The sequence below is a fragment of the Zobellella aerophila genome (genome assembly GCF_039539325.1).
GTDB classification, from domain to species: domain Bacteria; phylum Pseudomonadota; class Gammaproteobacteria; order Enterobacterales; family Aeromonadaceae; genus Oceanimonas; species Oceanimonas aerophila.
In genome coordinates this window covers 177,453-196,890 of the sequence record NZ_BAABCX010000002.1, presented here as the reverse complement: position 1 = coordinate 196,890, position 19,438 = coordinate 177,453, and the positions used below count along the sequence as shown (strand labels likewise).

Here is a 19,438-nt window from a genome sequence, read left to right as displayed (position 1 = left end):
CGCCAGTGTACCTTTTGGACAATACTAAGCCTCCCGCCCGGAAAAATTTGCCTGAATCCGCCTATTATTAGCCCAACGGATTAACAGATGGGGGAGGGGAGCGCATCGCTGATTGCAGACCAGGACCTGACAACAACCGTACATTCAAGGACAGAGTGAACCCATGTTTGGAGACCGTCCCCGCAGCTACCCTCAGCACATTGGCTTTTTGCTGGTGCCCGGCTTCTCGCTGTTCGGCTTGACGTCCATGCTTGACCCATTGCGCCACGCCAACCACAGCAGCAACCGCGAACTGTACCGCTGGCAACTGATCTCTGAGCTGGGGGGGCCGGTGCGCAGCAGCGACGCCCTGGACATCATGAGCGACACCGGCATCCGCGATCTTCCCGTCTGCGATACCCTGATTATCTGTTCCGGCTACGATCCCCACACCCGGATCACCCCTGGCCTGCTGGGATTTATCCGCCAGCAGGCCAGCCACGGCGCCGATATTGGCTGTCAGGACACCGCCGCCTATATTGCCGCGGCCGCGGGCATCCTGGATGGCTACCGCACAACCATGCACTGGGAAAACCTGCAAAGCACCGCCGAGGCGTATCCCCGGGTCGATTTCGTACAGGAACTGCTGGTGGTGGACAGGGGCCGCTTCTCGTGTCCCGGCGCCCTGTCGGGGCTCGATATGATGCTTTATCTGATCGGCACCCAGCACGGTAATGGCCTGGCCACCACAGTCGCAGACGAGCTGATCTACACCCACAAGCGCGCCCACAGCGATCCCCAGCGCACCTCGCTGCAGAAGCGTCTGGACAGCCGCAACCCGCGTCTGGTCGAGGCGGTACAGTTGATGGAACGCAACCTCGAAGAGCCGCTGCGTATCGGCGAAATCGCGGACCAGCTGCGGCTCTCCGGGCGTGAACTCGAGCGCTTGTTCCGCCACTATCTGCAGCAGACCCCCAGCGCCTACTACCGCAACCTGCGCCTGGACCAGGCCCGCTGGATGCTGCAGCAAACCAGCCAGAGCGTCACCGATATCTCCATCGCCTGCGGCTTCGTCTCCCTGTCCCACTTCACCCGCAGCTACCAGCAGCGTTTTAAAAAAAATCCCAGCCGGGAACGCTGAGCAGGCGAAAAGCCCTGTCCGTCATCCGCCCTGCTGACGCAAACAGGCATCGCTTATCCATTTACGACAACACGTGGAATTATTCGCATTTGAGCAATATTGGTGCGGATAAAGACAAAACAACTGAGCGCAGGCAAGTAACTTAGTTATCAATCTATGGTGTGACGGAACACCGAACCCCCGGCGCTCATTCAACGAAACCTTAAGAGAGCGAACAAGACACAATTTTGGCATGGCCGATGCCCCGGTACAGGAGACGTCAGTATGGATATTGCCACCTTCGAGCAGCGCTTCCAACGCGGCTTGGACGCCATAAGCGGCATGCCGCTTCCCGCAGCGCGCCGCCACTACGATGCCCTCTGTGCGTCCTTCGCCCCACCGAGCCCCGCCGGTATGGCTCTGAGCGACGCCCGCATCGAGGACGTGCCGGTCCGCCGTTACCGCCCCGCGCGCCGCCGCCCGGGCCGGGTGCTCTACGTGCACGGCGGCGGTTTCAGCCTGGGGTCGCTGGACAGCCACCAGGGCATTGCCGTGGGTCTGGCCCGGGCGCTCGAAAGAGAGGTCGTCAGCATCGGCTACCGGTTGATGCCACAAGCGCGCTATGCCTGCGCCATGGATGACTGCCGCAGGGTGTTCGAGGCCCTGGCACCCGCGGCGCTGGTGGGCGACAGCGCCGGTGCCCGGCTGATCCTCGACGCCGTGAGCGGCGCCAGGCGGGTCCCGCCCTTGGGGCTAATCTACCCCTTGGTGGGCGTCCCGGCACGGGCAACGCTCGGAGCCGACGCCCCGCTGCTCAGCCGCGAGGAGGTACTGGCGGCCTGGGCACTGATCGAGCGGGATGCCCCCGCCGGCGATGGCCTTAGTGCTCCCGCCGAATGCGTGGAGGTGCTGGCGGTTGAGCGGGACCCCCTGACCGCCCCCCTGGAACATGCCGTCACCGCCTGGCGCAAGGGCGGCGCCGACGTGGGCTATCACCTGGCCGCCAACATGTTGCACGGCTGTTTGCATGCCCGCGAGTCGCTGCCCGAGATGGCGGAGGCCTGGCTGCGGTTCTGCGGGGCCCTTGGGGATCGCCTGGGCTGACCGGCCCTTGCCTTGCCGTTTTTCAGATTCATTGCCGACGGGCGCACCTTGTCGGCCCAGCAAGGAGACGCCATCAACGATTAACCACAGCTTCCCCGGTTCACCACAGCCATCACGACAAACACAAGAGAGATACGCATGAAACGGAACTTCAGCACCACCATCGCCACCATAGTGACGATCATCGCCCTTATCGGCTTCGCCGCCCTGGCACCCGAGCCCTTCCAGGCGCTGCTCAATACCATCAAGCTCAACGTCATCGGCAATTTCGGCTTCATTTTTACCTATCCCGCCTTCGTCGTTTCGGTCGGGTTTATGCTCCTGATGCTGACGCCGCTCGGACGCCTGCGTTTCGGTGAGGGTTCTCCGGAATTCTCGACCCTGAGCTGGCTGGGGATGCTGTTCGCCACCGGCATGGGCATCGGCCTGGTCACCTGGGGCGTGCTGGAGCCGCGCTACCACGTGGAGGCGGGGACCAGCACCGATCAGGCGCTGCTCTACGCCTTCAACCACTGGGGCCTGTTGGCCTGGGCCGGGTATCTCGCCATCGGCGTCCTCTTCGCCCACGCCATGTATAACCTGAAGATCGCCAAACCCGCCGAGAGCCTGCTGGGCGGCGGCTTTCTCAGCAAGCTCAACCTGGTGAGCCTGGTGGTGTCGACGGTCATCGGCCTGTCGCTGACCTTTTCCTACGCCGCCGAACCGCTGCAGCAAAGCCTGGTGCAATTCCTGGGGCTCGACGTCAGCCCCACCCTGATCATCATGGTGCTGACCGGCTTCGCCATCGCCTCCAGCGCCTCCGGCCTGAATCGCGGCATCAAGTGGCTGAGTAACTACAATACCCTGTTCGCCCTCGTCCTCATGGTTGGTGTATTGCTGCTGACCAATCCGGGAGACATCCTGTCGACCTTTGGCCGGCTGTTGCCCGAATACCTGCTGAGCTACCCGGCTATGGCCACCGATATCGGTCTGGGCGATCCCGAACGCAAGGCCTGGCTCGCCGACTGGCTCTACGCCTTCGAAGCCTCCTGGTATGGCTGGTTCGTCTTCACCGGGGTATTCATCGCACGCATCTCCAAGGGGCGTACCCTGCGTCAGATGGTATTGGGGGTGATGCTGGTGCCAAGCCTGTTCTCCTGCCTGTGGTTCACCGTATTTGGTCTGGGCGGACTCGAAACGGGCGCTAAGGATGTGTTTGAGCTGATGGCCAGCCTGGATCAGTACGGCATTCTTTCGGCCATACTGGCGCTCAACATCCTGCTGTTCTTCGTCACCAGCGCGGATTCCGCCGGGCTGGTCTGTGAAATGCTTACGGTAGAGCGCTCTCGGGCCTTCTGGATTGTCGCCATGGCTGCCCTGGCCATCGTCATCAACTGGCTGGATGGCGACATCTTCAAGGTTATCCTGACGCTCATCTCGGTGGCGGCCATCCCGGTTGCCTTCGGCATCTTCGCCATGGGCGCCGCCTTTTTCCTGCGCCTCAGACGCGATAAGCCGGCACGGCAACTCGGCGAGACGGCCACCGACTAACATAGCGGATACGAATACCGCACCAGTCGAGACAGAGTTCGGGGCTCGGCTGGCAGACCTTCCACGGCAGGGCCGGAACATGTTTCTGTTGTTCCGGCCCTGCCGCCATTCATGGTGGCCCGAGGCGCAGCGAGACCCAAGGGGCACGCAAGCTCGGGCCCGATCCCTGCAGCACAATCACGAACACACCCTGGGCCCGCGGCAACAGGCGGGTCTGTTTCTACTCACGACTGACCATCAGCCGTACCGGCTTTCGACCACCTCCTGCAGCCGCCATAACCAGCCCAGCCTAGCCCTCTGTCCGCCCCTGGCCCGCTGACGCAAACAGATATCTCGTATCGATTTACGACAATGCTCAAATGTGCTCGCTTATGGGTAACATTGATGCGTATTTGGGCAAAAGTTGAGATCTCAGGCGAGTAACTTAGTCATCAACCGATGGCGTGACGGGCATCCGGACTCCCGATCGGTCATTCAACGAAATCCTAACAGGAGCGAGTAACAGTATGAATCAGGACGTCATCATCACCTGCGCCATTACCGGCGCGGCCGATACCGCCAACCGCAGCCCGTATGTGCCGGTTACCCCGAAAGAGATTGCCGATGCCGCCATCGAGGCTTGGAACGCCGGTGCCGCCATCGCCCATATGCATGTGCGTGACCCGGAGACCAAGCAGTGCTCCCGGCGCCTGGATCTGTACGCCGAGGTCTGCGAGCGGCTGCGGGCCGCCGACTGCGACGTCATCATCAACCTGACCGCCGGCATGGGCGGCGACCTCTACATAGGTCCCGAGGAAAATCCCACCGCCTTCTGCCCGGAAACCGATCTGGTCGGCGGTCTCGAGCGCCTGGTGCATATCGAGGAGCTCAAGCCCGAGATCTGCACCCTCGACTGCGGTTCGGTCAATTTCGGTGACAGCAACCTGGTATACATCTCGACGCCGGACATGCTGCGCAAGGCGGCGGCCCGTATCCAGCAACTGGACGTCACCGTCGAACTGGAAATCTTCGATACCGGCAACCTCTGGTTTGCGCTGCAGATGATGAAGGAAGGCCTGCTGGACGACAACGCCATGTTCCAGATCTGCCAGGGTATTCCCTGGGGCACGCCGCCCGAACTGAGCCTGCTCAAGGGCATGGTCGACATGCTACCGGCCAACACCAACTGGACCGCCTTTGCGCTGGGCCGCAACCAGCTGCCTTGGGCGGCGCAGTCCGCCCTGCTCGGCGGCCATATCCGCGTCGGTCTGGAAGACAACCTGTATCTGGGTAAGGGCCAGTTCGCCACCAATGGCCAGCTGGTGGAGCGCGCCGTCAATATCGTCGAAAACATGGGCTCGCGTATTCTCAACCCCGGCGAGGCCCGCCAGAAACTGCGCCTGCGCGGCACCCAGTAACACCTGTTGCAACGACACAGCACCCAACCCTATTCGGAGCAAATATCATGAATCGTCCCTTACCAACCGAAGTCACCAAGGCCGGCGTACTCGGCACCGGCGTTATCGGCGGCGCTTGGGCGCTGCATTTCCTGAGAATGGGCATGGACGTGGTCGCCTACGATCCGGGCCCCAATGCCCGTGAAAAGCTGCTGGCGATGGTGGACCATATCTGGCCGACCATGGAGAAGCTGGGCCTGCGCGAGGGCGCGAGCCCGCAGCGGCTGCGCTTTGCCGACAGCCTGGAAGAGCTGGTCAACAGCGTCGAGGTGATTCAGGAAAGCACACCGGAAAACCTCAATGCCAAGCGCGGCCTGTTCGCAGAACTCGACCGGCTCGCCCCGCCCGAAGTGGTGATTATTTCCAGCACCTCGGGGTTTGCCATGACCGACATGGCCGTCGAGGTGCAGCAGCAGGCCGATCGCTTCGTCGTCGGTCATCCGTTCAACCCGCCCTATCTGGTGCCCTTCTGCGAAGTCTGTGGCGGCGAGCGCACCAGCCAGGACGTGGTCGACTGGACCGCGGCCTTCTACGAGGCGATCGAGAAACAGGTCGCCAAGATGGACAAGGAGCTGCCGGGCTTTATCGGCAACCGCCTGCAGGAGGCCCTGTGGCGCGAGGCGCTGCACATGGTGGCCAACAACGAATGCTCGGTCGAGGACATCGACAAGGCCATCGCCTACGGACCGGGTCTGCGCTGGGCCATCATGGGTCACTGCCTGACCTATCACCTGGGCGGCGGCCAGGGCGGCATGGCGCATCTGCTGGATCACTTCGAGGAATCCTTGAAAGAACCATGGACCCGGCTGGATGCCCCCGAGCTGACCCAGCAGCTCAAGGATGATATGGTCGCCGGTTGCCTGAGTCAGGCCAATGGTGCCTCGATCAACGAACTGATCCAGGAGCGGGACGACTGCCTGATCCGCATCATGCAGACGCTCAAGGAATACCGCGACGAACACGGTATCCGCCGCTGAGACACTCGCAATGGGGCAGGACACAGGCCCCATTGTTACCTATCCCCAATCTTAAGGAGGCTGTTGATCCATAGAGCAATACAAGGACCCGTATGATGGCTTATCGGAGACAAACAGAATGTCTATAGAACAACAAATTTCAGACAGTGGCAGTCAGGTTTTCAAGTCTGACACCCTGGCCCGCGAGGGCCTGTTCAAGGGCATGCACAAGGGCATGACGGTGGCTTCGGCCGCACTGGTACTCGCCTTCGTGCTCTTCACCGGCTTCAATACCGAACTGGCCAGCAGCATCTTCGGCACTGCCCGTGGCTGGATCGAAACCACTTTTGGCTGGTACTACCTGGTGACGGTGGTGTTCCTGATCGCCACCTGCTGCTACATAGTGTTCAGCCGCCATGGCAGCATTCGCCTGGGCGATGACGACACCCGACCCGAGTTCAGCAATTTTGCCTGGTTCTCGATGCTGTTTTCCGCCGGCATCGGCATTGGCATCCTGTTTTTCGGCGTTGCCGAGCCCATCTTCTACCTCGATAACAGCGGCGCCTTCGGCTATCCCAACAACCCCTACGCCGATATGGCCGGCGCCACCGCCATCGGCCACGACCGGGCCGTCGATGCCATGCGCGTCACCTTCTTTCACTGGGGTTTTCATGGCTGGGCGGTCTACGTCATCGTCGGCCTGTCGCTGGCCTATTTCGCCTACCGCATGAAACTGCCGCTGGCGTTGCGTTCGGCCCTTTATCCCTTTATCGGTGAGCGCATCTATGGCCCCATCGGGCATGCGGTGGATATGCTCGGCGTACTGGGCTGCGTGTTCGGCGTTGCAACCTCTCTGGGCCTCGGCGTCAGCCAGATGTCGGTGGGCCTGGAGCGGCTGATCGGCGTCGATCCCGGGATCAACACCCAGCTGATACTGATCGCCGGTATTTCGGTGATTTCCATTCTATCGGCGATGTCGGGCGTTCAACGTGGCATCAAGATCATCTCCGAGTGGAATATCATCATCTCGGTGCTGGTCATCGGTTTCTTCCTGTTCGGCGGCCCGACCACCTGGCTGCTGAGCCTGTTTGCCGAGTCTTTGGGTGATTACCTGGTCAACTTCGTGCAGATGGGACTCTGGTTCCCCGAAGAGGAAGGCCCCGCCAGCTGGCAGAACGGCTGGACCGTGTTCTACTGGGGCTGGTGGCTGGCCTGGGCACCCTTCGTCGGCCTGTTCATCGCCCGTATTTCAAAGGGCCGTACCCTGCGTGAATTCGTGCTCGGTGTGCTGCTGGTACCGACCCTGGTGATCTTTGTCTGGCTGGGTATCTTCGGCGGCACCGCGCTCTGGCAGGAACTGCACGCCGCAGGTGGCCCCGGTAGTGCCGGCCTGATCGATCTGGTCAAGGACTGGAACCTGCCCGCCGCGCTGTTCGCCAGCTCCGACGGCATCGCCGGTACCGGCCCCCTGGGCTGGATTCTCTCGGCACTGATGGTGTTTCTGCTGATGAGCTGGTTCGTTACCTCGTCGGATTCCAGCACCCTGGTGCTGACCACCATACTGTCGCTGGGCAATGACGAGCCGCCGCAGCTGTTCCGGGTGTTCTGGGGCCTGGTGATAGGCCTGGTGGCCGCCGTGCTGCTGCTGGCCGGAGGCCTCAACGCCCTGCAGACCGCCCTGATGGCCGCGGCCCTGCCCCTGAGTCTGGTCATCCTGGCCATGACCTTCGGGGTACTGAAATCCCTGTGGCAGGAGTCGGGCCAGCTCGGCGCTCCGAGCCCCGCGCCCAGCGCCTCAGCGCCCCAGCAAGACTGACGTTGCCCGGACCTGCGTGCACACGGCGCAGGCCCGTATCAGGAATTCATATGCAAGCAACCATACCCACCGGGACGGCGGCGATCGCCCCCGCGGCTGTCCCGTCCATTCTCCATCCCGATGATGACGGTGTGATCACCGTCTCTTTTCTGTTGTTGCCGGAATACGCCATGGTGTCGCTGCTGTCGGCCATAGAGCCGTTACGCATCGCCAACCGCCTGGCTGGCCGGGAGCTGTATCGCTGGCAGTGTCTGAGCGAGAACGGCCAGGCGGTGATGGCGAGCAACCAGATGGCGCTGCAACAACACCTGGATATGCACGCCGTCGACCCGCCGCGTAACTTGTTCGTCAACGCCAGCTTCCATCCCGAACGCCATCAGAGTCGCGAACTCATCGACTGGCTGCGCCGGCTGCGCCGGCGTGACAGCCTGCTGGGGGCGCTGGATACCGGCTGCTACCTGCTGGCCCGGGCGGGCCTGCTGAAAGGGCATCATATTACCCTGCACTGGGAAGCGGTACCGGCATTCCAGGAAACCTACCCCGATATCCTGATCAGCCCGGAACTGTTTGAAATCGGCCGCAACCGCATCACCTGCGCCGGCGGGACCGCCGCCACCGACATGATGCTGCACCTGATCCAGCAGCAATCGGGCACCGCACTGGCGCTGCAGATTTGCGATCAGTGCATCAAGAACGGCATACGCCCGCCCTCCGACCGGCAGCGTATCGGCCTGCCGCGGCAGCTCAATATCCATCATCCCCGCCTGAGCCGGGTGCTGGCGCTGATGGAGCAGCACATCGAAACACCGCTGACTCCGGCGGAACTGGCCCGCAGTGCCTTTATCTCGCTGCGCCAGCTGGAGCGTCTGTGCCGGCGTTTCCTCGATGCATCGCCCTCGGCCTACTACCTTAAGTTGCGCCTCGAGCGGGCCCGGCAGTTGCTGCAGGAGACGGATCTGAGCGTCTGCGAGGTCGGCAATGCCTGCGGTTTTATCTCGGCGTCCGGTTTTTGTCGCAGCTACCGGCGTTATTTCGACATGACGCCCGGCGAGCAGCGGCGCCGGGGCGCCGCCTGACCCACAGATCCGTATGGGGAGTCTACAGGGTGCGTTCCAGCACCCGGATACGGGACAGCAGCTCGTCGCGATCCACATAACAGCCCTGCAGGTGACGCTGGCCCTGCTGCAGATCAAAGGCCCGGCGGGCATGCAGCACGCGGCGGTTGTCGAACACCAGCAGGTCGCCGGGCATCAGGCGATATTCAAACTGGAAACGGGGCTCGCGGGTCAGGCTGATGAAGGTGCGGTAGGCGCGATAGTGCCGTACCACCTGAGCGGCCGGCACATCCAGCGGACCGCGCAGGAAATTGGCAAAACGTACCTCGACAACCCTGCCCTGGCCGTCGAGCACCAGTGCCGGTCCGCGGAAACGGTAATCGCTGTGGCGGTCCTTGTTGTAGAAGTCCATCGGCAGGCTGCTGAGGGCATCGAAGTCGTCGGGATATTGTTCGCGCATATGCTGGGCAATGCGAAAACCATCCACCAGGATCGACTCGCCCCCGGCGGCGTCGTTTTTCAGACAATGCAGAAACTGTAATCCCGGCTGCAGTTCCCGCGTGGGCAGATCCGTATGCAGCGGCAGGCGCAGGGTGGTGTAGGCGGCGGTATTAGCGTCGGGTTTGGCGCGCACATCGAACAGGGTGCCGAAATTGGTTTCCCGGATGAAGGAGATGCGGGCGGCCACCTGCAGCAGGGTGCCGGGAGTGGTATCGGTATTCTGCAGCAGGGAAATGCCGCGATCATGCAGCTTGCGCAGCCAGCTCAACAGCACGGTATCGTCCTGCATCATGGCGGCGTAATCATAGGTGGGCAGACTGGTTTCTATCGTGGCCCGATCCCAGATATCGGGTTGCCATTGCCGTGCCGCGCGGGCCTGATCGCTGTAACAGTGGCTGCGCAACCAGCCGGGATGGAAGCGACTGACGTGACCATCGTGATCCCACTGGATATGAAGATATTCCCCGTCCAGCTGCGCCTCCACCGGCCGGATGGACAACGGCACATCACAGATTTCGAACAGCTGTTCCCGGGTCAGGGACGATACGCAACTGGGGCAGGGGCAATTGTCCCGCAGCCACAGATAGTGAAATTCGCTCTCGTGACCATCGTCCCAGGTCAGGCGCAGAGAGTCCGGCCCGGTCTCAATGCTGAGCGGCTGGTGGTTCACCGGATAGTGGCCGTAGCCGGCGGTTTCGAAAGTGGCACTGGTGTCATTCATGGGGGCTCCTGCCTCGTTACGGCTGCGCATGCGGCAGCATTGGCAACGATAGTAAGGAGAAACCCCACTCAGCCGGTGTTCCCGGATCGCCATGTTACAGGCACAGGGCGACAACCCGGACGGCCAGCATATCCGGCTCGGGTCTACCCGCCGACCAGTAAGAAACGGGCGCAGTACCTGGCCGGCTATCGGTTTGAGGAGGTGTTGCATGATCTGGTTCCGAGTATGAGCGCTTTATCCAGCTCCAGGCGCTGACCGGAGGGGATCTTCATCCGTTGTACCCCCTGCGCCGGCGGGGGTATTTGCCTGACAAACTATGGCCCGGTGGGAGATATACGAGTCCCCCACTCAGATCACTGCCTTTCATGTCGTATTCAGGACAGTCGGCGAATCGCAGGGCGCCCAGGCATAATCAGGTGTCGCATCGGGGAAACTCTGCCCGGGGCTTAGCTGTTGTGATATAGGCCAGTTTTTGCCGATAACGACGGCCTTCCGCCGCTATCGGCAAATTCTGCATCGGTAAACGGTGGGCCCGCAGGATGTTTGGCCCCCGGTTGCCGTTAAGCTGTTTAATTATCCGACGGAGATCTTGTCCTATGTTAGGCAAAGATGGACTTTTGAAAGGAATGAGCCCGGCGGCGACAATCAGTTCCATGATTATCGTTACCTTATTTGTATTGGGAGGAGCTTTTTTCCCCGATTCGGCTGCCAAGTTATTTGACAGCATATCGGGAGATATTCTCAGCCACTTCAAATGGTATTACATTGCCATAGTGGCCTTGATGTTGGTGTTCTGTGTGGTGCTGGCCTTCAGCCGCTTCGGCAGCCTGCGACTGGGAGACGACAGCTCCCGTCCGGAATACAGTCTGTTTTCCTGGTTTGCCATGTTGTTCAGTGCCGGTATGGGTATCGGGCTGGTGTTCTGGTCAATAGCCGAACCCATCTATCATTTTCAGAGTAACCCCTTTATTACCGAGGGGATGACGCCGGAAGCGGCCGAAGTGGCCATGCGGCTGACCTTCTTCCACTGGGGCCTGCATCCCTGGGCCATCTATGTAGTGGTGGGTTTGTCCCTGGCCTATTTTTCCTACCGGAAACAGCTGCCGCTGACCATCCGCTCCGCCCTCTATCCGCTGATTGGCAACCGCATCTATGGTTGGATGGGTCACGTGGTGGATACCCTGGCGGTATTCGGCACCATCTTCGGGGTAGCGACCTCCCTCGGTCTGGGGGTTGCCCAGATCAATACCGGCCTGAATCATCTGTTCGGCATGGAGATAGGTACCAGCAGCCAGCTGATCCTGATCGTGGTGATCTCGCTGATCGCCACCCTGTCGGTGCTGTCCGGGCTGGGCAGGGGGGTTAAATGGTTATCGGTTGCCAATATGTGGTTTACCGCCGCCATCCTGCTGTTCCTGCTGTGCTATGGTCCCACCCGCTTCCTGCTGCAGAGCTATGTGCAGGGGATAGGTGATTACCTGACCCATGTGGTGGCCCTGAGTACCTGGACCGATGCCAGTAAAGACAGCCAGTGGCAGTCCTGGTGGACAGTGTTCTACTGGGCCTGGTGGATGTCATGGTCGCCCTTCGTCGGCATGTTTATCGCCCGCATCTCCAAGGGCCGTACCATCCGGGAATTCATCTGCGGTGTGCTGCTGGTGCCGACCCTGCTGGGCATGCTCTGGCTGACCCTGTTCGGTGGTACAGCCCTCTATCTGGAGCTGACCAATACCGTCACCAATACTGCCGGGGAAGTAGTGGCGGCCGTTGGCCAGGCCGGTATCGTAACGGCGGTGGGAGAGAACGTGACCTCGGCCCTGTATGCGACACTGGCGCTGCTGGATGCCGGCACCATGGGTTCCCTGGCTGCGGTGCTGTCCACCCTGCTGGTGGCACTCTACTTCATTACCTCGGCCGACTCCGGTACTTTGGTGGTCACCACCATACTGTCGCTGGGCAATGAACATCCGCCGCGCATGCAGCGGGTGTTGTGGAGCATGGCGGTGGCGGCGGTGGCGGCCATACTGATGCTGGCCGGGGGGCTCAAGGCGCTGCAGACGGCAGCGATCATTGCCGCCTTCCCCTTCTCGTTCGTCATCCTGGTGATGATGTGGGGCCTGTACCGGGCCTTGGCCGGAGACGTGGTGGTTGATGGCATAGTGTCTTCCGCCAGCGAGGTAAAGGTGCCTCCTGCATCCTAAGTCGTTGAGCTGGCGGCCCCGAGGGGGCGCCAGCTTGTTTTGATTCGGGCCCGAGCGGATATCGGGTTCCAGGCCATGGCTCCCCCTTAATTGTTACATTTTCTTGGTTTGTTAGACCTGTCGATAAAGTCACTTTAACTAAGCGGAAATGCGCTTTTTTCTCTATCTGAAGTTATTTTATCGAGACGTTTTATCTCTTTCTTTTTGGTGGCTGCTTAGAGTGCTTATTATTTGTTTCATAAGTGTTTTTTACTTGTGGCGAGGTAAATGAGGCGATCGGGGAAGGGCATAAAAATTAATTTTTTAGAATTTATAATCGAGTTATGAGCCATGACTCAAGAAATTGATAATGTGATCCTTTCGCAGGGGGAATTTTTGTAATAGATTTGTCGCTGTATTGTTTGGTGTTGTTCTACTTTGTTGCGTTTTGCCCGGATTGGGCAGCCACAGCGGGTAGTACGCCGTATCAGGCCCGGATCACAGCCGTCGTAGGGCCGGAGCCCAGGAGAAACAGTGATGAGTCAGACTAACCGAGTTGGTTTTTTACTGGTGGATAATTTCACCATGATCTCTCTGGCCTCCGCCATCGAGCCCCTGCGCATGGCCAACCAGTTGTCTGGCCAGCCCCTCTATGAATGGGTGATGCTTACCGAAACCGGGGAACCGGTGCGGGCCAGCGACCACGTGATGGTCACCCCGGATCACAGCATCCAGGACTGTGGCCATCTGGACATGATGATCCTCTGCGGCGGCGTGGGGGTAGCCAATGCCCGCAGCCGCAACCTGCGGGCCTGGCTGCAGCAGCTGGCCAAGCGCCGGGTCAAGCTGGGAGCCGTCTGTACCGGTAGCTACCTGCTGGCCGATGCGGGCGTGTTGACCGGCTACCGCTGTACCCTGCACTGGGAGTATATGGCCGCCTTCAAGGAGTCCTTCCCCCATCTCGAAACCAGCAGCGCCCTCTATTGCATCGACCGGGACCGGCTGACCAGCAGCGGCGGCACGGTGCCGATGGACATGATGCTGCATCTGATCGAAAAGGAGCACTCCAGCGCATTGAGCACCGCCATCTGCGACATGTTCCTGTGCGAGCGTATCCGCGAGGGACAGGAAGAACAGCGGGTGCCGCTGCGCCATATGGTGGGTACGGCCCAGCCCAAGCTGGCCGAGGTGGTGGCGCTGATGGAAGCCAACCTCGAAGAACCGATCACCCTGGATGAGCTGGCCTTTTATGTGGGCCTGTCCCGGCGGCAGGTCGAGCGGCTGTTTCAGCGGCATGTAAAATGCTCGCCCTCCCGCTATTACCTTAACCTCCGGCTGAAGCGGGCCCGGCAGTTGTTGCGCCAGACCTCGTTCTCCATTATCGAAATCGCCACCGCCTGCGGTTTTGTGTCCACCCCCCATTTCAGCAAGTGCTACCGGGAGAATTTCGGCGTGCCGCCGCGGGACGACCGCTGCGGCCGGTCAGCACCCAAGCCGCCGGCCGATGCGCCCATACTGCCGGAACTGGTGATGAACATTCAGCTGGAGTCGGCGCGGGGGGAGCCCACTTTCGCCTCGGTGATCCTGTAACCGCCAGGCTTGCGCATCTCCTTATATGACAAGCCCGCTACGCGGTAACGCCGTTCATTTAAGGGGCATCCTTCGCCACTGAGCCGACCGTTGGCGTCATGGACGACGCCGTCGAGCCCCCAAGGACGGGATCTCGGCGAGTCGGCGTGTGGAGGAGGACGTCCCTTTCCGCTTAACTGAATGGTGTTACCGCTATACGGGCTTGTTGCTTCCCGGCTCGGCTGGTCGCCGAGCGGCATGGGGATAACGGCGACGGTTGCTGGTTAATCCGCCTCCTCCTGGGGCGGCACCAGCACCAGCTTGCCGATAAACTTTTTCGCCATAAAATCTTCCTGCGCCGCCACTATCTGCCCGAGGGGGTAGATTTTCGCGATCAGCGGGCGGATTTCGCCCCGTTCGATATAACCGACAAGGTTTTCGAACACCCGCCGAGGCTGCCAGGTGCAACCAAAAAAGCTCAGATCCTTGAGGTACAGGGTGCGCACATCCAGTTCCACTATAGGCCCGGCGATGGCGCCCGCCACCGCATAGCGACCGGCCCGGCATAACAGCTCGCACAGTTGTGGCCATTGCGGCCCGGCGACCAGGTCGACCACCACCTGCACACTGTCGCGCCCCAGCGTGCCGACCAGGCTTTCTCCGCGGGGAATGACCAGATCGGCGCCCAGCTCCTTGATATCTGAACACTTGTCGACACCGCACACGGCGATGACATAGGCGCCGCGGCGTTTGGCCAGCTGTACCGCGGCCGAGCCCACTCCGCCGGAGGCGCCGGTAATCAGCACTCGTTCACCCGTTTTTAGTCCGGCGCGCTCAAGCATGTTTTCGGCGGTGGAGTAGGCGCAGGGGAAGGACGCCAACTCCGCATCACTGAGTGCACTGTTGACAGCAAAGGCTTCGCTGGCACGGACAACCGCATACTGGGCGAATCCGCCGTCACATTCGGAGCCATAGGTAATGCAGTGGTAGTCGCCATTTCCGGTCAGGGGGGCCTGCAGTACCCGCACCAGTACCCGCTCGCCGATACGCCCGGCATCAACATGAGCGCCCACCGCCACTATCTCGCCACAGCAGTCGGCGCCCTGGATCCGGGGGAAGGCGAGGGGGGTGCCGGACCAGCTGGCATCGTCATCGTTGACGGTATCAAAGCCGCTTGCCGCCCCTTGGTTGGTGTCGCCGGTGACGGCCTTGGAGTACCAGCCAATGCGGGTATTGATGTCGGTGTTGTTGACCGCGGCCGCGCCGATGCGGATCAGCACCTCGTTGGCGCCAGGCTGTGGCACCGGCAGATCCTGCCGGTACTGCAGTTTGTCCAGTCCGCCATGGCCGGTCAGCAGGACGCCGGCCATGGTGCGGGGAAGTGGGTGATTGGTCATGCCATGCTCCGTCAATGCAGTGGAGGAACCAGTTACCTTTCACCTTATTGAAACGGCATGATTCATACAAACGAATATTTATTAACTGATGGTTCAAAATATATGAATCATATGACGGTATCGCCGCAACCCCGACGTGCCCCATCAACCGGCCCGCAGGAGAAATGATGGAATGTGGGATGCCAGGTGGTTGTAAATAGGTCAGAATTTATTCTGACAGCGATTTGCCAGGTTAAAATCTGACCCACAGGGATATGCCGGGTCTGCGGTCTGCGTAGGAGCGACCTTGTTCGCGAAAGGGGGCAGGCAACACGAGACCGGTGGTGGATCCGGCGTTGCCGGACTCTACCTGCCCACCCGAATAAATTCGGGCCTACAGGACCATGCAGGATCTGCTGATTGTTGTCGGTCAGAGTTTAGTCTGACGGCGGCGTTCGCGGTTTGTTTTCGGGGAGCCGGCGTTATTTGTGTTTGGCCAGGAAGCGCTCCGCCACCTTGCGGTGAGCGTCAGACATCCTGGACTTGCGTTTCTCCAGCCCCTTCAGAAACTGCTTGACTGCGTGGTGCGCGTTTTGCCACGAAGCGGCACAGCCTCAGCGTCATTTATGCGCAGTAACGGAACACACTCTAGGTGAGAACCGGGCTGGTTGCTCCAGTTTTAACCTGAATGAGAAAGCATGTTTGAAACCTACAAGACAGGGCATTGAGTTTGCTAGGTTGAGTCTATCCGGGTTCTGAATTGATAAATAATTCCTGTTTGAAGACCTGTTCACGCATGAGAAGAACAGTTTTACTGATTTAGAGAAAGGCACCACCGACAGTCCACTCTTAAAAATGTTTTTATAACTTTTATGTTTTTTGAAAATATTGATAAGAGATACTTGGCTCTATCCATTATTTGCACTTGGCTCTATCCATTATTTGCATTTTGTTTTTCAGTTGTGTGTTGTGATTATTATCACAAATCAATCAATGTTTTAGGCTTTGAAGGATCCTTGAAGAGCGATATTAAATTTTTAGTTTACCTTTATTATTGTTATTGCTTTCAATGGGTTAAAGGGTGTTTTATGTTGTTTTGAAAAGTTTTCTTGCATGCTTGTTTTAAAACGGTTAATTTTTTGTTGGCTTCTGATAATGAGCATGTATCTTTACCAAAGATAAATATAGACATTGGTGCGAAATCTCGACTCTGTTATGAGGGTAATGGAAGCCCCGTAGATCAGCCTGGCGTTTGAGCCAGGACCAAGATGAACGTTCATTTGATCATTTAAAGGAGTATTACTGTGCCAACTATTCGAATTCAGGCGCTCACCCCTATCGAGCATGAGATAAGCGGGCTATTGACCAACTGCACTGCTGCGGCTGCAAACGCCCTGGATATCCCCCAGGATTGGTGTTGGGCTCTGTTTCAGCCGGTAGAACCCGGTACCTATGCTGAAGGTGCCCGGGTTTGGGGAGCCACAGATGTGGGGCGCGCCTCGGTACTGATTTCAATTTCAGCTTTGGAGGGGCGAACTCCGGAACAGAAAGCGGCTGTCCTGAGCGGTACGGCACATTCTGCAGCTGAGTATCTCGGTTTGCCACTGACTCAAGTGTTCGCCGATTATCGCGATATACCAAAAGGGCAGGTATTCAGCGGCGGTGAGATTGTTTGATACATTAGTATCAGCGATGTTTTAGTTCAGTGTGTCTGAGTTAATCATATGCTGTTTGTATTAAGGGTTGGTGTAAACTTTAAAGAGTCTACTCCAAGCCGGTTAATTATCCAGATGCTTGGTGGTGACATCATGAGCCGCATCATCCAATTGTAAATTTTGGCATGGTATTTATTTGCGAATTGGATATAAAACACCTTGTTCTATAACCTCTTTGCTCAAGTTGACGGCCTAATTTACTGCCCTTAATTAGTTGACCACTACAGCAATCGCTTGTCTTTATATATAAACAAGCCCCGCATAGCGGGGCTTGTTGCTTTCCGGGTTGCCGACTTATTTGTGTTTGGCCAGGAAGCGATCGGCCACTTTGCGGTGGGCTTCCGACATCTTCGACTTGCGCTCTTCCAGTCGCTTCAGAAACTGCTTGCGTTCCTTCTTGTCGGATGTGCGCTCATAGCCGTGCTCCAGGTGCTTTCTGAACTGCTCGGGTGACATGTCTTCCATCTTCTGGCGCTGCTCATGTTGCGGCTTCGGATGCTTGTCATGGTCTGCGGCATGCAGCGGGCCAGCCATCACCAGGGCACTCAGCAGCAGGCTCTTGATATTTGTCTTCATGTTTTCCTCGATACGGATTTTGTTAATGGTGCCATTTTCAGGGAGCTTTGTGGCTCGCTTATGCCGGGCCGGTGGAGTTTGGTGACAAGGTGTGACAAGTGTGACAGGCCACCGCGGCGGTCGACGGCAGCAGTGACGTTTTTGGCTATGTGGTCGTCGTTTTCAGCCAGCGGGCGGGGATGACTGCGGGCTAGACTGGCCCTGAATCCGGTGGACTCTGTACCACCTGCCACATTAATTCAAGGAAGGTCTGGCTATGCAAAATGCAGCTGAACTACACAAGCAGGCGGTCGTTATCGACGGCCTGATCATCGCCAACTGGGGGCGAGAGCTGTTTGAAGACATGCGTCGTGGTGGCCTCACCGCAGCTAACTGTACCGTATCGGTATGGGAAGGGTTTCAGGGCACGGTCAACAACATTGCCGCCTTCAACCGCCATTTTCAGGAGCATGCCGACCTGATCCGTCCGGTACGCACCACCACCGATATCCTGAAGGCCAAGGAAGAAGGCCGCACCGGCGTGATCCTCGGTTTCCAGAACGCCCATGCCTTCGAAGATCAGCTGGGTTACGTGGAAATATTCAAGCAACTGGGCGTGGGCATAGTACAGATGGCCTACAACACCCAGAACCTGGTGGGTACCGGCTGTTACGAGCGTGATGGCGGCCTGTCCGGCTTTGGCCGTGAAGTGGTGGCCGAGATGAACCGGGTCGGCATCATGTGTGACCTGTCCCATGTGGGCGCCCAGACTTCCAAGGAAGTGATCCTCGAGTCCAAGAAGCCGGTGTGCTACTCCCACTGCCTGCCTGCCGGGCTGAAGGATCACCCGCGCAACAAGTCCGATGAAGAGCTGCGTTTTATCGCCGATCACGGCGGTTTTGTCGGCGTGACCATGTTCGCCCCCTTCCTGAAAAACGGCATCAATTCCACCATCGACGACTATGTCGAGGCCATCGCCTATGTGATGGAGCTGGTCGGCGAAGACGCCATTGGCATCGGCACCGACTTTACCCAGGGTCATGACCAGAACTTCTTCGAGTGGCTGACCCACGACAAGGGCTATGCCCGTCGTCTGACCCGCTTCGGCGAGATCATCAACCCCGAGGGTATCCGTACCATCGGTGAATTCCCCAACCTGACCGAGGCGCTGCTGCGTCATGGTTTCTCACCGCGCCAGGTGGAAAAGGTAATGGGCGGCAACTGGATGCGTGTGCTGAAAGATGTCTGGGGCGAATAAGCCATAACAAGGAAGTTAAAGGAGAATCACAATGTCAGTACATGCACCCGAAATGCCGATCGAAGTCAGCAATGAAACCGGCGTCTGGACCACAGACGCACTGCCCATGCTCTATGTGCCGCGTCATTTCTTCGTCAACAACCATATGGCGATCGAAGAGGAGCTGGGCCCGGAGCGTTATGCCGAGATCCTCTATAAGGCCGGCTACAAGTCCGCCTGGCACTGGTGTGAAAAAGAAGCCGAGTGCCACGGCATCAGCGGTGATGCGGTATTCGAACACTACATGAAGCGGCTGTCTCAGCGTGGCTGGGGTTTGTTCACCATCGAAAGCCTGGATATCGCCGCCGGTACCGCCAAGGTGCGCCTGGATCATTCCGCCTTCGTCTATCAGTACGGCAAGGTGGATCGCATGGTGGATTACATGTTCACCGGCTGGTTTGCCGGTGCGGTAGACCAAATCGCCGAAAGCCAGGGGCTGTCGGTGCGCACGGTCGCACGGCAGACCCAGAGCGGCGCCCAGACCGGCTGTGATTACGGCCTGTTCGAGGTCAGCCCGCTTTAACGTGG

Annotated in this window: 16 protein-coding genes; 12 read left to right on the top strand and 4 right to left on the bottom strand. The window is 59.1% G+C overall.

The annotated features are described in order from the left end of the window. Positions 1–163: 163 nt before the first annotated feature. The 7 genes from ABD806_RS08540 (at position 164) to ABD806_RS08510 (ending at position 9,017) form a co-directional block, all read left to right on the top strand. Complete coding sequence (locus tag ABD806_RS08540) at positions 164–1,120, top strand: GlxA family transcriptional regulator (RefSeq protein ID WP_344956889.1); 957 nt, start codon at positions 164–166, stop codon at positions 1,118–1,120. A 264-nt stretch (positions 1,121–1,384) separates the two neighbouring features. Further along, entirely contained in the window at positions 1,385–2,203 is an 819-nt protein-coding gene (locus tag ABD806_RS08535; protein ID WP_344956887.1) for an alpha/beta hydrolase fold domain-containing protein, read from the top strand. Between the two features lie 138 nt (positions 2,204–2,341). After that, positions 2,342–3,733 carry a BCCT family transporter gene (locus ABD806_RS08530; RefSeq protein ID WP_344956884.1) on the top strand — a complete coding sequence of 464 codons (1,392 nt, stop codon included), beginning with the start codon at positions 2,342–2,344 and terminating at the stop codon, positions 3,731–3,733. Positions 3,734–4,239: 506 nt separating this feature from the next. Further along, on the top strand, positions 4,240–5,130 hold the full coding sequence (locus ABD806_RS08525; RefSeq protein ID WP_344956882.1) for a beta-keto acid cleavage family enzyme: 891 nt from the start codon (positions 4,240–4,242) through the stop codon (positions 5,128–5,130). A gap of 47 nt (positions 5,131–5,177) precedes the next feature. Continuing rightward, positions 5,178–6,146, top strand: coding sequence for a 3-hydroxyacyl-CoA dehydrogenase NAD-binding domain-containing protein (locus ABD806_RS08520; protein WP_344956880.1), 969 nt, complete (start codon positions 5,178–5,180; stop codon positions 6,144–6,146). 118 nt (positions 6,147–6,264) lie between these two features. Continuing rightward, the gene (locus ABD806_RS08515) at positions 6,265–7,941 is read left to right on the top strand and encodes a BCCT family transporter (RefSeq protein WP_344956878.1); all 1,677 of its coding nucleotides are present in this window, start codon (positions 6,265–6,267) and stop codon (positions 7,939–7,941) included. Positions 7,942–7,991: 50 nt separating this feature from the next. After that, positions 7,992–9,017 carry a GlxA family transcriptional regulator gene (locus ABD806_RS08510; protein ID WP_344956876.1) on the top strand — a complete coding sequence of 342 codons (1,026 nt, stop codon included), beginning with the start codon at positions 7,992–7,994 and terminating at the stop codon, positions 9,015–9,017. A gap of 22 nt (positions 9,018–9,039) precedes the next feature. On the opposite strand, the gene ABD806_RS08505 is transcribed toward ABD806_RS08510, so the two are convergent. Together ABD806_RS08505 and ABD806_RS08500 are read right to left on the bottom strand one after the other, a co-directional pair. Beyond that, entirely contained in the window at positions 9,040–10,218 is a 1,179-nt protein-coding gene (locus tag ABD806_RS08505; protein WP_344956874.1) for a gamma-butyrobetaine dioxygenase, read from the bottom strand. Positions 10,219–10,630: 412 nt separating this feature from the next. Beyond that, positions 10,631–10,873, bottom strand: a complete 243-nt coding sequence (locus tag ABD806_RS08500; protein WP_344958068.1) for a hypothetical protein — start codon at positions 10,871–10,873, stop codon at positions 10,631–10,633. Here ABD806_RS08500 and ABD806_RS08495 point away from each other — a divergent pair. Together ABD806_RS08495 and gbdR are read left to right on the top strand one after the other, a co-directional pair. After that, on the top strand, positions 10,815–12,419 hold the full coding sequence (locus ABD806_RS08495; RefSeq protein WP_344956872.1) for a BCCT family transporter: 1,605 nt from the start codon (positions 10,815–10,817) through the stop codon (positions 12,417–12,419). The genes ABD806_RS08500 and ABD806_RS08495 overlap by 59 nt on opposite strands. Positions 12,420–12,935: 516 nt before the next feature. Next, positions 12,936–13,988: a choline metabolism transcriptional regulator GbdR gene (gene gbdR, locus ABD806_RS08490; protein WP_344956870.1), complete on the top strand. Its 1,053-nt coding sequence runs from the start codon at positions 12,936–12,938 to the stop codon at positions 13,986–13,988. A gap of 263 nt (positions 13,989–14,251) precedes the next feature. Here the strand turns inward: gbdR and ABD806_RS08485 are convergent, their stop codons facing one another. Then, on the bottom strand, positions 14,252–15,364 hold the full coding sequence (locus ABD806_RS08485; RefSeq protein WP_344956868.1) for an alcohol dehydrogenase family protein: 1,113 nt from the start codon (positions 15,362–15,364) through the stop codon (positions 14,252–14,254). Between the two features lie 1,283 nt (positions 15,365–16,647). Here ABD806_RS08485 and ABD806_RS08480 point away from each other — a divergent pair. Further along, positions 16,648–17,019 (top strand): tautomerase family protein, encoded by a 372-nt coding sequence (locus ABD806_RS08480; protein WP_344956866.1) that lies wholly within the window; start codon positions 16,648–16,650, stop codon positions 17,017–17,019. Between the two features lie 333 nt (positions 17,020–17,352). Here ABD806_RS08480 and ABD806_RS08475 read toward each other — a convergent pair whose 3' ends face one another. Further along, positions 17,353–17,634 (bottom strand): hypothetical protein, encoded by a 282-nt coding sequence (locus tag ABD806_RS08475; protein ID WP_344956864.1) that lies wholly within the window; start codon positions 17,632–17,634, stop codon positions 17,353–17,355. 256 nt (positions 17,635–17,890) lie between these two features. On the opposite strand from ABD806_RS08475, the gene ABD806_RS08470 reads away from it, so the two are divergent. Further along, positions 17,891–18,871, top strand: a complete 981-nt coding sequence (locus ABD806_RS08470; protein WP_344956862.1) for a dipeptidase — start codon at positions 17,891–17,893, stop codon at positions 18,869–18,871. Between the two features lie 31 nt (positions 18,872–18,902). After that, entirely contained in the window at positions 18,903–19,433 is a 531-nt protein-coding gene (locus ABD806_RS08465; protein WP_344956860.1) for a DUF5943 domain-containing protein, read from the top strand. Positions 19,434–19,438: the final 5 nt, after the last annotated feature.